Annotated in this window: 14 protein-coding genes; 4 read left to right on the forward strand and 10 right to left on the reverse strand. The window is 43.5% G+C overall.

Annotated features, from left to right (window positions below; translation table 11 throughout):
* Window positions 1-6: 6 nt before the first annotated feature.
* Entirely contained in the window at window positions 7-576 is a 570-nt protein-coding gene (efp, locus tag OPS28_RS01745) for an elongation factor P (protein WP_265607696.1), read from the reverse strand.
* A 35-nt stretch (window positions 577-611) separates the two neighbouring features.
* Between efp and epmB the strand changes: the two genes are divergently transcribed.
* A complete protein-coding gene (gene epmB / locus OPS28_RS01750) occupies window positions 612-1,637 on the forward strand; it encodes an EF-P beta-lysylation protein EpmB (protein WP_265607697.1) in 1,026 nt (341 codons plus the stop codon).
* 25 nt (window positions 1,638-1,662) lie between these two features.
* On the opposite strand, the gene OPS28_RS01755 is transcribed toward epmB, so the two are convergent.
* Complete coding sequence (locus OPS28_RS01755) at window positions 1,663-1,854, reverse strand: hypothetical protein (protein WP_265607747.1); 192 nt, start codon at window positions 1,852-1,854, stop codon at window positions 1,663-1,665.
* A 181-nt stretch (window positions 1,855-2,035) separates the two neighbouring features.
* On the opposite strand from OPS28_RS01755, the gene OPS28_RS01760 reads away from it, so the two are divergent.
* A complete protein-coding gene (locus OPS28_RS01760) occupies window positions 2,036-2,347 on the forward strand; it encodes a hypothetical protein (protein ID WP_265607698.1) in 312 nt (103 codons plus the stop codon).
* A gap of 238 nt (window positions 2,348-2,585) precedes the next feature.
* Here the strand turns inward: OPS28_RS01760 and OPS28_RS01765 are convergent, their stop codons facing one another.
* From OPS28_RS01765 to nudF, 7 genes are all read right to left on the reverse strand, one after another.
* On the reverse strand, window positions 2,586-3,887 hold the full coding sequence (locus tag OPS28_RS01765) for a hypothetical protein (RefSeq protein ID WP_265607699.1): 1,302 nt from the start codon (window positions 3,885-3,887) through the stop codon (window positions 2,586-2,588).
* Window positions 3,888-3,964: 77 nt separating this feature from the next.
* Entirely contained in the window at window positions 3,965-4,636 is a 672-nt protein-coding gene (locus OPS28_RS01770; protein WP_265607700.1) for an HAD family hydrolase, read from the reverse strand.
* Window positions 4,637-4,868: 232 nt separating this feature from the next.
* Window positions 4,869-6,764, reverse strand: a complete 1,896-nt coding sequence (parE, locus tag OPS28_RS01775) for a DNA topoisomerase IV subunit B (protein WP_265607701.1) — start codon at window positions 6,762-6,764, stop codon at window positions 4,869-4,871.
* Between the two features lie 270 nt (window positions 6,765-7,034).
* The gene (locus OPS28_RS01780) at window positions 7,035-7,625 is read right to left on the reverse strand and encodes a YqiA/YcfP family alpha/beta fold hydrolase (protein ID WP_265607702.1); all 591 of its coding nucleotides are present in this window, start codon (window positions 7,623-7,625) and stop codon (window positions 7,035-7,037) included.
* A complete protein-coding gene (locus OPS28_RS01785; protein ID WP_265607703.1) occupies window positions 7,625-8,359 on the reverse strand; it encodes a metallophosphoesterase family protein in 735 nt (244 codons plus the stop codon). Before OPS28_RS01785 ends, OPS28_RS01780 begins: the two co-directional genes overlap by 1 nt.
* The gene (locus OPS28_RS01790; RefSeq protein ID WP_265607748.1) at window positions 8,359-8,754 is read right to left on the reverse strand and encodes a DUF1249 domain-containing protein; all 396 of its coding nucleotides are present in this window, start codon (window positions 8,752-8,754) and stop codon (window positions 8,359-8,361) included. The genes OPS28_RS01785 and OPS28_RS01790 overlap by 1 nt, the downstream gene beginning before the upstream one ends.
* Window positions 8,755-8,785: 31 nt before the next feature.
* Window positions 8,786-9,418 (reverse strand): ADP-ribose diphosphatase, encoded by a 633-nt coding sequence (nudF, locus tag OPS28_RS01795; protein ID WP_265607704.1) that lies wholly within the window; start codon window positions 9,416-9,418, stop codon window positions 8,786-8,788.
* A 231-nt stretch (window positions 9,419-9,649) separates the two neighbouring features.
* Here nudF and tolC point away from each other — a divergent pair, with 231 nt between their 5' ends.
* Window positions 9,650-11,005: an outer membrane channel protein TolC gene (gene tolC / locus OPS28_RS01800; protein WP_265607705.1), complete on the forward strand. Its 1,356-nt coding sequence runs from the start codon at window positions 9,650-9,652 to the stop codon at window positions 11,003-11,005.
* Window positions 11,006-11,059: 54 nt separating this feature from the next.
* Here the strand turns inward: tolC and OPS28_RS01805 are convergent, their stop codons facing one another.
* A complete protein-coding gene (locus OPS28_RS01805; protein ID WP_265607706.1) occupies window positions 11,060-11,218 on the reverse strand; it encodes a hypothetical protein in 159 nt (52 codons plus the stop codon).
* A gap of 510 nt (window positions 11,219-11,728) precedes the next feature.
* Here OPS28_RS01805 and OPS28_RS01810 point away from each other — a divergent pair.
* Window positions 11,729-12,541: an ion transporter gene (locus OPS28_RS01810; RefSeq protein WP_265607707.1), complete on the forward strand. Its 813-nt coding sequence runs from the start codon at window positions 11,729-11,731 to the stop codon at window positions 12,539-12,541.
* The last annotated feature ends 1,272 nt before the right edge of the window (window positions 12,542-13,813 follow it).

The following is a 13,813-nucleotide window of genomic DNA, read 5'->3' on the forward strand; positions in this document are numbered from 1 at the left end:
TAGCGTTTATTTTTGTGCGCGAGAAACGTATTCACCCGAGCGAGTATCCACTTTAATTACTTCGCCGGTTTGTACGAATAAAGGAACACGTACAACTGCACCAGTACTCAAGGTCGCTGGTTTTCCACCTGTTCCGGCGGTATCCCCTTTTAAACCAGGATCGGTTTCGGTGATTTCCAGCTCTACGAAATTAGGCGGAGTGACTGTAATAGGCGTGCCGTTCCATAATGTAATAGTGCAAACATCATTTTCTTTCAGCCACTTAACATTTTCACCTACAGCTTTTTCGTCCGCCGCAATTTGTTCGAATGTTTCGTTATTCATAAAGTGGTAGAATTCGCCATCTGAGTACAGGTAAGCAAGTTCGGTGTCCAATACATCAGCACCTTCTACCGTTTCGCCAGAGCGAAATGTTTTTTCCAGCACTTTGCCGGAAATCAGCTTGCGAATTTTAACGCGATTGAACGCCTGACCTTTACCGGGTTTAACATATTCATTTTCAAGGATGTTACAAGGTTCGCCGTCTAACATGATTTTGAGACCGCCCTTGAACTCGTTTGTACTGTAATTAGCCATAATTCCTCTGACAGAATAAAAGGTGTAAAAATTTAGTGGCGCAAATAATACCTAAAAATAGTGCTAGTGTAGAGCATAACTGGCAAAAAGAGTTAGCTGACAGCTTTACTGATCCTTCCCAGTTGCTTCGCTATTTAAATTTACCCGTTGAAGAATACGCCCACCATATCGAAGCACGTCGACTTTTTCCAATGCGTGTTCCCCAGCACTTTGCTTCATTGATGAAAGCGGAAGACCCAAGCGATCCTTTATTAAACCAGGTATTTCCGCTAGCTAATGAATTTCACGTAAGCGAAGGTTTCAGTGACGATCCGTTACTTGAACATGATACCGCCGGGCAAGGCGTACTACATAAATATAAAAGCCGCGTTTTATTGATTGTACGGGGCGGCTGTGCGGTTAACTGCCGATATTGTTTCAGACGACATTTTCCGTACAGTGACAACGCTATCAATAAGCAGGAATTTGAACGTGTTATAGCGTATATAAAAAACCAAAAAGAAATTAATGAAGTTATATTTTCCGGCGGCGATCCGTTAATGGCCAAAGACGCTCAGCTTGCAGAAATGGCCCAGCAGATTGCGACGCTTTCGCATATTAAGCGATTACGTATTCACAGCCGTCTTCCCGTGGTTATTCCCAACCGGCTCAATCACGATTTCCTTAACTGGTTTACAGCATTACCTTTACAAAAAATTTTAGTCATCCACGCTAACCACAAAAACGAAATAAGCGAAGAGCTTAAAAATAAACTGCTAAAACTTAAGCAAGCTGGCATTACTTTGCTCAATCAAGCAGTGTTGCTAAAAGGAATAAATGATAATCCAGATACGCTGGAGGAGCTTCACGAGGCGTTATTTGATGCGGGTGTACTGCCTTACTATTTACATGCTTTAGATAAGGTTCAAGGCGCAGCTCATTTTGCGGTAAGCGATGGCAAAGCAAGAGAAATAATGGCTGAATTGATAAAGCGCCAGCCAGGTTTTCTGGTTCCAAAACTCGTTAGAGAGATTGGCGGCCAGCCTGGCAAAACGCCTATAGACTTACATTTACATCCGTAATCTCTGGTTTTTCACCAGTTTCAAATCACGCGTAGGTATTAATGTTGGCCCCTACGGCTGGATTTGCGGATGAAGATTTAGGTACGTCAACTGCTGACGACTCTAACAGTTGAAGCGTCGCTTGACCCTCTTGTTTTTGCTGGCTTTTAGCCATCTTAAGAGATGCCAACTCAAGCGCCGCACCGGTTCCCGAGGCACTTACACCTTGTAGATCCATACCACTTCCTCTTTGCTTAAGCATTACAAAAACGGGCATTATTACCCGCTACGTTTTGTATCGGCTCGATTGCTAATATCTTTAATTTGAAGCACAAAAAACATATAGCTATAGAGGGTTCTGCTTATTTGCGATACTATTCGGCGAATTTTCAAGATAGTCAGAAAACAAACCATTAGTTATGCAAAACATTAGTCTCGCCCTTCAGGAAACACTTCAGGTTCTATATCGTAAAGCAATTGATGCCGATACTGCGCTGGACGCGTTGCAAAAAGAACAAAAGGGGAAGTTTCAAGCAATTTTTCCTCAGCAAAGTGGGTTTTCTTCACAAGCTAAACGATTCGGTCCATACGTTGAAGAAGTCGCCACCGAATGGAACGCTTTACAAGATAAAGATGAAGATACCATTAAACAGCAACTACCTGCTTTAGTGCAAAAAATCGAACAACTATTAACCACCATCGGTCAGTTTCAGGCGTCATTGCGCAAATAATAAAGAATTCGCACCCGCACAAGTGAGACCTTACGTCATGCCTGCGTTATTCTTGTCTAGACACGCTGGTAGAGTGAAAAGTGAAGGATTGAGGGCCACATCCTAAACAGCTGTCTGTGTCTAAGATATGAAAAGGCCCGAGTGGCTGTGGTAAAGAGAAACGCTTGGTGATTTTTGAACAGTTCTCGCTTGAAAGTAGAGTGGTATACCACCAATTCGCAATCATATGTGCGTAATGTTATTGCGAATTAACACTGAATTCTAATTGATATAAGGGTAACTCGGCCAGCCGACGCTCAATTTCATTGACCCGTTTGCGATATGCGGTGCTATCGACCCGATCATAATCTGCTTCGAACTGGCTCTTATTTAACCCTTCAGGTAACCCCTCATAGGACGGTAATAGCATCTTTTCGTCAAACGTCTCACCGATGATCTCCTGTAGTCGCGTAGCTGTAGTCGGATGAGTCGCGATATTCGCGAACTTCACACCCGCAATGTCGGCCATCAAGTCCACGAAACTGTATCCGCTTCCACCCATGGCGCGGTCCATAAGTTCTTTAAACTCACCAATCGCGAGGGATACCCCTTGTTCACTTAGCACTTTTAACGCTGCGGAGATAATAAAGTGACGGGCCAGATCATTGCGTCCGCCTAATAAAGCGGGCGATGCAGGCTTAAGTGCTCGTTGCGCATCAGGATGGACATCACCCACGAAATTAGCAATACGGTGATGGCCAATAAAAATTGCTAACCCTAAAATAGCTGCCTTATTGTGTAACACAGCTGTTTTCGGTGTACTCCTTTCCTGAGCTCGTTTAATCGTCGCTCGTAAGTAATCCACAAAAGGCTGGGGGTCTTTCGATAGTGCAATTTCCTGCCAAGAAGCATACCGAAGGTAATATGCTGTCAAATCGCGAAGTTCGTCGTCTTGTTTGACATTGATACCATTGCGAATTTCATTCAGTTTATTTAGAAAAGCGTCAAGCGGCTTCAATTTAACGATAACGTCGTCGTCTGTCATAGAAATTTGCGTTATTTGCTGTTTCGCTTGAGTCGCTATGTCACTGTCTGTCCAGGCATTCGCTAGCTTTTCCACTAATAGCACAGCTAAATCTCCAGACAGTGACAAACTACCTACACGCACATAACTTACGTTTAATTTATCATCCGGCAAAACGGTAATTTCAAGATTGACGAACAGAGGGGTGAGTTCGGTCGGTAAAGCGATACTTGCATAAAGTGATGCACTCCGGTCACCGACTAAAGCGTTACCTTTAAATCGTGGCGTCGCCCGCTGAATAAAACCAACGATACTAAGGAGTTGGTCTTCGGAAACGATTATCTCTTGTTCAGTGGTACGTTCATTTAAACTCTGACTGATTTGGGACAACAACTGCTTTACCGTTTCCGCATTTTGCATTTGCTCAGGCGCTGTGGCTTTCACATTGGGCTGGCTATCTACCGCCAGAAATATAAGCACGGCTAAAAGCATAAAAACGATAAAAAAAGCGAACAACAACCCTCGAATGATCGTCACAATAATACTGCCATTAGGTAGGTTATTGAGCGGTGCACATGATTGTTTCTATTGAACACTTATTCTATATCCTTTCGTTAGTATTCATTCTTCAGACACGTTGCCAGTGAATTATACTGGGCTGATGCTTTCGAAAAGTTTTGTTTGCTTGAAAGCGCTGTGGGGATCACTATGCAGCGAAGATTCGCGTCTAACGCCGATTGCATACCATGCTCTGTATCTTCCACTGCTACTGCCTCATTAGCGGTAACACCGAGCAATGAAAGCGCCTTCTTATAACAGTCGGGGGCGGGTTTACTTTCTTTTACATCTTCGACAGTTACTGTCACCGAAAATGCGCGCTGCCAGCCGTATTCGCTAAGGGTCTTGTCGGTCGCTATTCTGCTTCCTCCGGTAACAATAGCTAGTTGTTGTCCTCTTTGCAGGCAACGCTCTACAGCCATGCGCGCATCTGGCATAAGTGGAAACGCGTTATTGCTAAGAAAATCCTTAAGCCGTTGCTGTTTTTTCTTAATCAAAACCTTTGCATCGACCCTTAACGAAAAAGCGTCCACCGCATCATACGCATTCTTTACTAACGGGATACCCGCCATCACTTCACTATAAAAGTGTCGCGATAATGTGACGCCATGTTCCTTAAGTATTTCACACCATAGCGTAAAATGAATTTCTTCAGAATCGACAAGCGTACCGTCGTGATCGAAAAGTACTGCTTTGGCGTCTTTTAATAATGGCGTTGCTGCTGACATTGAAATAACCGTTTAGCTGAAAATTTTGAGTCGGAAAATACCCTGACGTACAGCGCAGTATTAACAACTTTCACTTTATATAAGGATAAATTGAACATAAATAATGTGCCCACCCTTCCTTCTTATAATTTCTTATCATTGTCCGCTACATTTAGGTTCGCAGTAATAATATGTATTTACGTTATTACTGCAGGGCTATCTTTCCTCAAGAAAACTCATCATAGACTATTGCTTACACCACGACTTCGGCCATATTTCCTTTACTTTCCAACCATACTTTACGGTCGCCAGAGCGTTTCTTGGCTAATAACATATCCATCAACTCAAGCATGCTTTCAGCGTCATTAATAGTAAGTTGCACAAGCCTGCGCGTATTCGGGTCCATCGTGGTTTCTCGCAGCTGCATCGGGTTCATTTCGCCCAGTCCCTTGAAGCGTTGTACGTTAACTTTGCCTCGTTTTTTCTCGGCTTCTATGCGATCAAGAATTCCCTGTTTCTCCCCCTCATCCAGCGCGTAGTAAACCTCTTTCCCTATATCGACTCTAAATAAGGGCGGCATCGCGACATACACATGTCCTTTTTCCACCAGCGTTCTGAAATGTTTTACAAATAAGGCGCATAGCAAGGTCGCGATATGTAATCCGTCTGAATCGGCATCAGCCAGGATACAAATTTTACCGTAGCGCAGACCACTCAGATCTTCAGAGTCTGGGTCAATGCCCAGGGCCACTGAAATATCATGAATTTCCTGAGAAGCTAAAACTTGTGATGAGTCCACTTCCCAACTGTTCAGAATCTTTCCACGTAATGGCATAATTGCTTGAAATTCGCGATCACGCGCTTGTTTTGCAGAGCCCCCTGCTGAATCCCCTTCCACCAAAAACAGCTCTGAATAATTGAGATCTTGAGATGAACAGTCTGTAAGTTTACCCGGCAATGCGGGACCCTGAGTGACCTTTTTACGCGCAACTTTTTTAGTTTGCCGCAATCGGCGCTGGGCGTTACTAATACACATTTCGGCTAAAGACTCAGCGATATCAGTATGCTGGTTTAACCATAAACTGAACGCATCTTTCACCACCCCCGATACAAACGCCGATGCCTGTCGAGAAGAAAGCCTTTCTTTTGTTTGTCCTGCAAATTGTGGGTCCTGCATTTTAGTAGAAAGGATATAGGCACACCGATCCCAGATATCATCTGGCGTTAGCTTTATCCCGCGGGGTAGCAGGTTCCTAAACTCACAAAACTCGCGCATAGATTCAAGTAAGCCTTGGCGCAACCCGTTGACATGAGTACCGCCCTGGGGTGTTGGGATAAGGTTTACATAACTTTCGCTCGTGAGCTCGCCTCCCTCTGGCAACCACATTACCGCCCAATCCGCAGCCTCTTTATTACCACTGAAAGCACCTACAAATGGCGTATCCTGGGGTAGTGTTTCGTATTGCTGCACAGCTTGATAAAGGTAGTCTTTCAGTCCATCTTCATAAAACCATTCTTCGCTTTGTTTTGCCACTTTATCATCAAACTTTATGCGCAATCCGGGGCATAGCACGGCTTTAGCTCGTAAATTGTGCATAAGTTTAGACGCAGAAAACTTGGCCGTATCAAAATACTGGGGATCTGGCCAAAATCGAACCCGAGTTCCTGTATTTCTGCGACCACAACTGTCGATAACCCGTAAGTCTTGAGTTCTGTCACCATTGGCAAAATCAATTTGGTAAACTTGGCTGTCACGACGAATAACCACTTCTACCTTGGTGGAAAGTGCATTAACGACAGAAATACCCACCCCATGCAAACCACCAGAGAATTCGTAGTTTTTGTTCGAAAACTTACCACCGGCGTGCAGCTTGGTCATGATCAGCTCCACGCCAGAGATTCGTTCTTCTGGGTGAATATCCACTGGCATGCCCCGACCATCGTCTATCACTTCTAGTGACTGATCGTCGTGTAAAATTACTTTGATATTTGAAGCATGACCGGCTAAAGCTTCGTCTACACTGTTATCGATAACTTCCTGCCCCAAATGGTTCGGGCGGGTGGTATCGGTATACATTCCAGGCCTGCGTTGAACTGGCTCAAGCCCGTTCAACACTTCAATTGCATCGGCGTTATACTGATCTGACATTTTATTATGTGCCTTATGCTAGGTAACCTGATACGTCAGGCTCAACCTTACTACAAATGGTTTAACTAATTGGATGATGTTATCAGGGGTGCAAGTTTCCAGCAATTCCTTAACACTATAAGTGGGTAATGGTTATTACTTTTTACTTTTCACCTTTTTTGTTCGCAACCTGCTTCACTACGTTATGGGTTGCCATTTAGGTAAATAGCCATGCGACACAGTTTTCACATCTGCCTCTTTTTGGCGTGCCCGGCATTTAAACCGAGATACTTATTCCGAACTGGCGAGTAAAAATCGTGCTATTTCATCAAGGTGGTTTTCAAAACCTTGGAAACTATGGTCGCCACCCTCCTCAATCACCAATAAGCTGTGCTGATATTTTGATTCAGCATCTTTATAATTTAGCGTTTCATCCCCTGTTTGCAGCATCACTCGATAACGCGAGGGTTGGGTAACGGCAGGCGTATCCAGCTGCCTCAAGAAAGTAATATCTTCTTCGTCCAGTGTGAAGCTTTCCTTGCTATAGGGATTAATATGTGACCCAAGATAGTCTTGTAACAGTTCAAAAGGTTTAACGGCTGGGTTAATTAATACCGCTTTTCCTCCAAATTTTTCTACCAACCAGGTGGCTAGGAAGCCTCCCATTGAGCTGCCGATAACGCGCAGTCCGTTTTCTACACCTTTAAGATTTTTTTCAACATACCCAAGTAATTGCTCACTTACTTTAGAAGGAACGTCGGGAAGGTGGGGGAAATGGACCTTCACCTCTGGATGGAATTCCGCAAAGTATTCTCTGGCTTGCATTGCTTTTTGTGATTCCGGTGAACTTAAAAAACCGTGTAAGTATAAAATTTCCTGCATTACAGTCTCCTTATTTGGGTGGTCCAAGAACCATCGTTATGTAGATCAATGATGCGTAACCCAGGTTTTTCAGTAGAAACGTTAAACTCTTTTGTCATCTTCCACTGCCAACACGTAGAGGGAACCCCCAATACAGGTTTTTTATCTATCGTTCGCTTCAAGGGGAAATGAACATGTCCATGGATAAGGAGTTTAACTTGAGCGGCTTTTTTTACAAAATCAATAAGTCCTTCCCGATTATATAAAGCATGTGTATCCATCCAACTGTTGGCGGCGACGGGGTGGTGATGGAGCGCCACCATGTGATGCTTGTCAGGGCTGCGAAGTACATTAGCTTTAACCTGTTCTAATTGTACGTCCTTAACTTTGCCTAATGTAGTCTTATAGCGTGTATCGAAGCCATGTACTTCCCACCCCCCAATTTCAATAGGAAAAGCGGAGTGAAGTAAATACTCACCAACTACGTTTATAAAGAATTCATTGTTATCGTGATTACCCGGTACAAGCGAAACTTCGGTGGTGCTAAGGTGGGCCTGAACGAGCGCTAAAAAGTGGCGATAACTTTGTTCACTGTTATCCCCGCTGATATCTCCCGTTACGACCACGAGGTCCGGTCGCAATGAAGCAGACAATTTAAGAACCTGCTTAAGACTTTCATAGGGATTGACTGAGGCATACCCTACCGCATGTTTGTCGGCAAACAAATGGCAGTCTGACAATTGGATGAGGCGCATTACACCTCGTTTAATACTTGGGGGCGTAGCTTAATACAGAATTGCAACCATTCCGCCAGAAATACGTTCACCATCTGCTTTTCATTCTTGGCATGCATGTTTGCATTCGGATAATCGTAAGATGCAGCAATCGCACCCGTATTTTGACTGCTTACGACTTCGGCCATTTTTGCATCATGATAAAGTCGTACTACCATACAGGGCTTCATGAATGACGGCACCCGTTGGTTGATCTGTTCCACCGAAACCGTACTGGTGTAACGTGCTGAATCCAGAATAGTAATGCAATACGCCAAACCGTCTGCGACCGTGAAACGGTAACACAATTCTTCGGTATCACAATCTGGTAGCATGCGTAAAAACCGACTGTAATTATGCTCACACACCGCTTGCATGCTCGCCAGAGGAGGGACGTATTTGCGACTTTTATTTCTCACCTTGGCGCCATTTCTCTAGTAAACGTTGTTTGTTCATAAAGAACCATTGTAGCGCAATCAGGGCGGCAGCGTTGTCGATAACTCCGTTCTCTAGCCATTCTTTTGCTAGAGAGACTTTAACCCGATGCACTCTTATATCTTCAGCTTCATGCTCAAGTCCATGAATGCCTTCAGCAAAAGTAGAGTCACACTGGGCGACATAAATATGAACTCGCTCTGTGGTTCCCCCAGGGCTGACAAGGTAGCTGAGAGCTTTCGTTAAATTGGTAAGGGATATGCCCGCTTCCTCTTGCGCTTCACGATGACAAACGTCTTCTTGTGTTTCACCTTCATCAATTATACCGGCAATAACTTCCATCAGCCACGGGGTATTAGACGTTGCTTGCGCACCAATCCTAACTTGCTCTATCAAAACAAACTCTTCCGTAGCAGGATCAAAGGGCAAAATCGCAACGGCGTGCCCTCGTTCAAAGATTTCTCGACGAACAACCTCACTCCAGCCACCCTCAAATAGCCTATGCCTAAAATCATATCGCACCATCTTAAAAAAGCCGTCATAAACCCGTTTCTTTTCAAGAATGTCGACGTCTTTTGAGGTGAATGTTAAAATTTCGTTGCTCATTTGCAGCCACTTCCATTGATAAAGCCATTATCATCGTTATATAGAATACTAACACGACCACTAGAAAAGTTTGGCGTATCCAAAGATAGTAAATTTAACGCAAAAAACATATTCTGTTACAGATAAACACGGACTGTTACTACAAGTTACTGTTTACAACCAAAATAATTTCATACACTTGGCACAATAATAGGTCAAAATGGCCGAATTTTAATATTGGAAGGCGCATTCATGAAAAAAACCTTACTCTCGCTAATCATTGGGATGGGGCTGACTACGTCCGCTTTAGCAGATGATTTAATGCAAGTTTACCACCAAGCCATGGCGAATGATGCTCAAGTTAATCGTGCCAAAGCACAACGTGACGCAGCTTTTGAGGGAATATCTATAAACCGTGCAGATCTACTCCCGCAACTATCGGGCTATGTTTCTTACACTATGTCAGGTGGAGAGCGCACGCAGCCAATTAGCGAAGACGATTTATTTACCTTGGATTCAGATACCGATACCACTGCGTATGGGTTGGATCTGTCTATGTCCTTATATGACCATGCTAATTGGGTAGGATTAGATCGCGCTGAAAAACTGGCAGAACAAAGTGATGCTCAATACGCAGCCAGCTTACAGGAACTTATTGTACGGGTTGTTACGGTTTACTTCGATGTACTCCGGGCCCGCGACAGCGTAACGTTTGTCCGTGCTGAAAAGCGGGCGATTGAGCGCCAGTTAGAACAAACAAGGCAACGTTTCGAGGTCGGCTTAACAGCCATTACTGATGTGCACGAAGCACAAGCTAACTTTGATAATACCGTGGCTCAGGAAATACAAGCGGAGAATCAGCTGGAATTTGCTTTAGAATCCCTGCGTGTTATCACTGGAAAATATCATGACAAACTATACGGTTTAGATACAGAGAGTTTCTCAGCAGAGCCACCCGCACCGCAAAATGTAAACGAATGGTTAGAAATTGCAGAAAATAAGAATCTTACGTTGCTAGCAAACCGTTTAGCGGTTGATGTTGCGAAAGAAGATATCGCGATTGCGCGATCGGGCCACTTACCAACGTTAGGGTTAACCGCAACCGCAAATAAGTCGAAAGATGACGTTTCCTCCAATAACGCTATTGCTTATGAGACCCCATGGCAAGACAGCTATCGCGCGACTGTGCAGCTTTCTGTACCTATTTTTTCTGGTTTCAGAACGTCCGCTTTAGCAGATCAGGCTCGTCATCTTTACGTCTCCGCCAGTGAAGACTTAGAGTATAGTTATCGTCAAACGGTACAGTCTGTACGTAGCTCTTACAACGATGTCAAAGCTTCTATTTCCACCATCCGTGCTTTAGAACAAGCGGTTGTATCGGCGCGCAGTGCCCTGCAGGCAACGGAAGCTGGCTTCGATGTGGGAACGCGAACAATTGTTGACGTGTTAAATAGCACGCGAAATCTGTTCGATGCTCGTCGTAACCTTTCTGGTGCTCGCTACGACTTTATTCAGGCGGTAGTTAACCTTAAACAAGCGGCCGGTAATTTAACCGAAACCGATGTAAAAATGATTAACAAAGGCTTAGAACCCGTTACTGAAGAATAAAAGGACATCGCCAAACGCCCACTACAGGCGTTTGGCTACCTTTGGATATTGCGTCTATTTAGCCGAATAACTGTCTAACTGCTCAAGTATTTCCAAAAAACCTGCCAGCTTTTCTTTAAGTTCTGACACATTTCCTTTTACTACCTGATAGTTTTCCAACTCTTTGGATAATTGACTACATTTACCCTGTATCATTTGGATTTTCTCTTCCATGAACCCGCCGTTTATCAAGAGAGAGTGTTACTCGATCATATTAGCTAACAGTTAACAACTATGGCAAGGGTTTTGTCTATCACTGCATCAGTATTGCAGCTTTTATGTTAACTAGCCGCAACTGCCTATCCGTATCTATAACAGATAATGACGTGCCCCTGTTGCAATCTTTTGGGTACTACGCGTTTACATCTGCCTCAGGAGGTAAGTTACTAATCTTGATAGCATTAAGATTTACTACCTCTTATCAATACGGATTTTTTAAGTGCGCGTGTGAAGAGCCCGGTGGGTGTGTAAGGCGGATCTGCCTAAAGAAATATGCAATATAGGCGTTAAAGCCAGATCGGGCGGATCAGCATGCCAATTTAAACGAATGATGGAAAACGCTATTACCCTCGTTCGCAATCGATATATTATGGAAACAATTTTCACCCTCATTAGCAAAACCCTTTTTCTAATTTCGGCTGGCATTGCTATAATCCGGGCCCCAGTAGTAACTACCCATTAGCAATGAACGTCACACAATTACACGAAAAATTTGAGTCAATTCGCGCGAACAAGCTATTTGAAAGCTTTGTGATTGCGGTCATCGTTATTTCTGCATTACTAGTTGGGGCAAAAACCTATGATATGCCACCTTCGTTTGGCAGTGTAACGCTTATTCTGGATTGGTTTATCAGCTTATTCTTCTTGACAGAAATCACTATTCGTTTTCTCGCTGAGCCCAACAAACGCTCTTTTTTCAAAAGTTTCTGGAACTGGTTCGATACGTTGATTGTTTTGATCAGTCTCATTCCTGCGGATGACGCCGAACTTGCTGTAGTGGCGCGTCTAGTACGGGTATTCAGAGTGCTTCGGATGATCTCTATTATCCCAGAATTACGTGTATTACTGGTTTCGCTGGTAAAAGCACTCCCCCAGCTTGGTTATGTAATGCTGCTGATGTTTATTATCTTTTACATATACGCAGCAATAGGTTCGACCCTATTTGAACAGATAAACCCTGTATTGTGGGGCGATATCACTATTTCCTTGCTAACGCTGTTCAGAATAATGACGTTTGAGGATTGGACTGACGTTATGTACGAAACGCAGGAAGTCTATGGCCTGAGCTGGATTTTCTATCTGACTTTCATATTCTTTACCGCGTTCGCGTTTCTTAACATGGTGATTGGAATTGTCGTGAACGTAATGGAGCAGGAAAGTATAAAGGCACGCAAGCTTGAAGAGGAGGCGAGTGATGAACCCACAATGCGAGACCTCATGGAAGAAATAGTACGTTTGCGCGAGAAAGTAGAATCCCAGGCAAATCCCCCTCGTTGATATAATATATCAGAAAGGGGAGCGTGCTCCCCTTTCAAAATCCTACATATAGTAAAACTGTAAATGCTAAGAAAATAAAAGATTAACGAGTGGGTTCTTGTCCAGAAGGTTTGTTTTTGGATGGACTACGCTGAGAGTCTTTGTAAGAATCCTTCGGCTGTTGCTGCTGTTTCTTTTTATCTTGGTTAGTCGCCATAATAATTTCCTCAAAAATGAAAAAAATAGATAACTAAATACAACTTACATTGCCAACACCTGCACTATAAATACGGCTGGTATTAAACAATAGTCAGAGTATAGGGTAAGAAATTAGCTTCGCTAGTGTTGCGTAAGACAGTTATATTATTGGCGGATGGGTATAAAGAATATTTAGAAATATAGAAAATTCTGGCGCTTTTATTGACTCACTTAGCCATTAAAAAAGACGTGGGAGATGGGAGAAATATCCGTCTAAATTCAGCCAATTGCGTTCAGCGTTAGTCATTGCCACCTTCTGAACAAAAGTATGCACACTAAAATGAATAGGTGAAATCTTAAATTCTAAATTATATTTAACTGCGAAAAGAAACGCATAACTGCGAAAAGAAACGCAGATCCCCAAAACACTCGTCATCTCGATGGAAATCGGGATCTCTTGCCATGTTAACCTAAACGTCAATAGACCTTATTTCTCGGCTAGGGGGGAATTCCAATCATAGGTGGGTGGTTACGGAGATCGTGATATTCATCACGATGACGATGTTTTTGAAAGTTAAAACCACTGGTCATCCCGATAGAAATCGGGATCTCTTGCCGTGTAAACCTAAACGTCAATAGACCTTATTTCTCGGCTATGGGGGAATTCCAATCATAGGTAAGTGATTACGGAGATCGTGATGTTCATCACGATGACGATGTTTTTGAAAGTTACAACCACTCGTCATCCCGATGGAAATCGGGATCTCTCGCCATGTTAACCTAAACACCAATAGACCTTATTCCTCGGCTATGGTGGTCTGGTGGAATTCCAATCATAGGTGGATGATTACGGAGATCGTGATATTCATTACGATGACGATGTTTTTGGAGACTGTAGAAAAGCGGCTCGTAATTTTCATCATGAGGACGATGTTTTTGAAAGTTACAACCACTCGTCATCCCGATGGAAAACGGGATCTCTTGAGATGTTAACCTAAACACCAATAGACCTTATTCCTCGGCTATGGGGGAATTCCAATCATAGGTAAGTGATTACGGAGATCGTGATGTTCATCACGATGACGATGTTTTCAG

Origin of the sequence: Alteromonas sp. ASW11-130 (assembly GCF_026183735.1) — a bacterium.
In the GTDB taxonomy this organism is placed as follows: Bacteria; Pseudomonadota; Gammaproteobacteria; order Enterobacterales; family Alteromonadaceae; genus Alteromonas.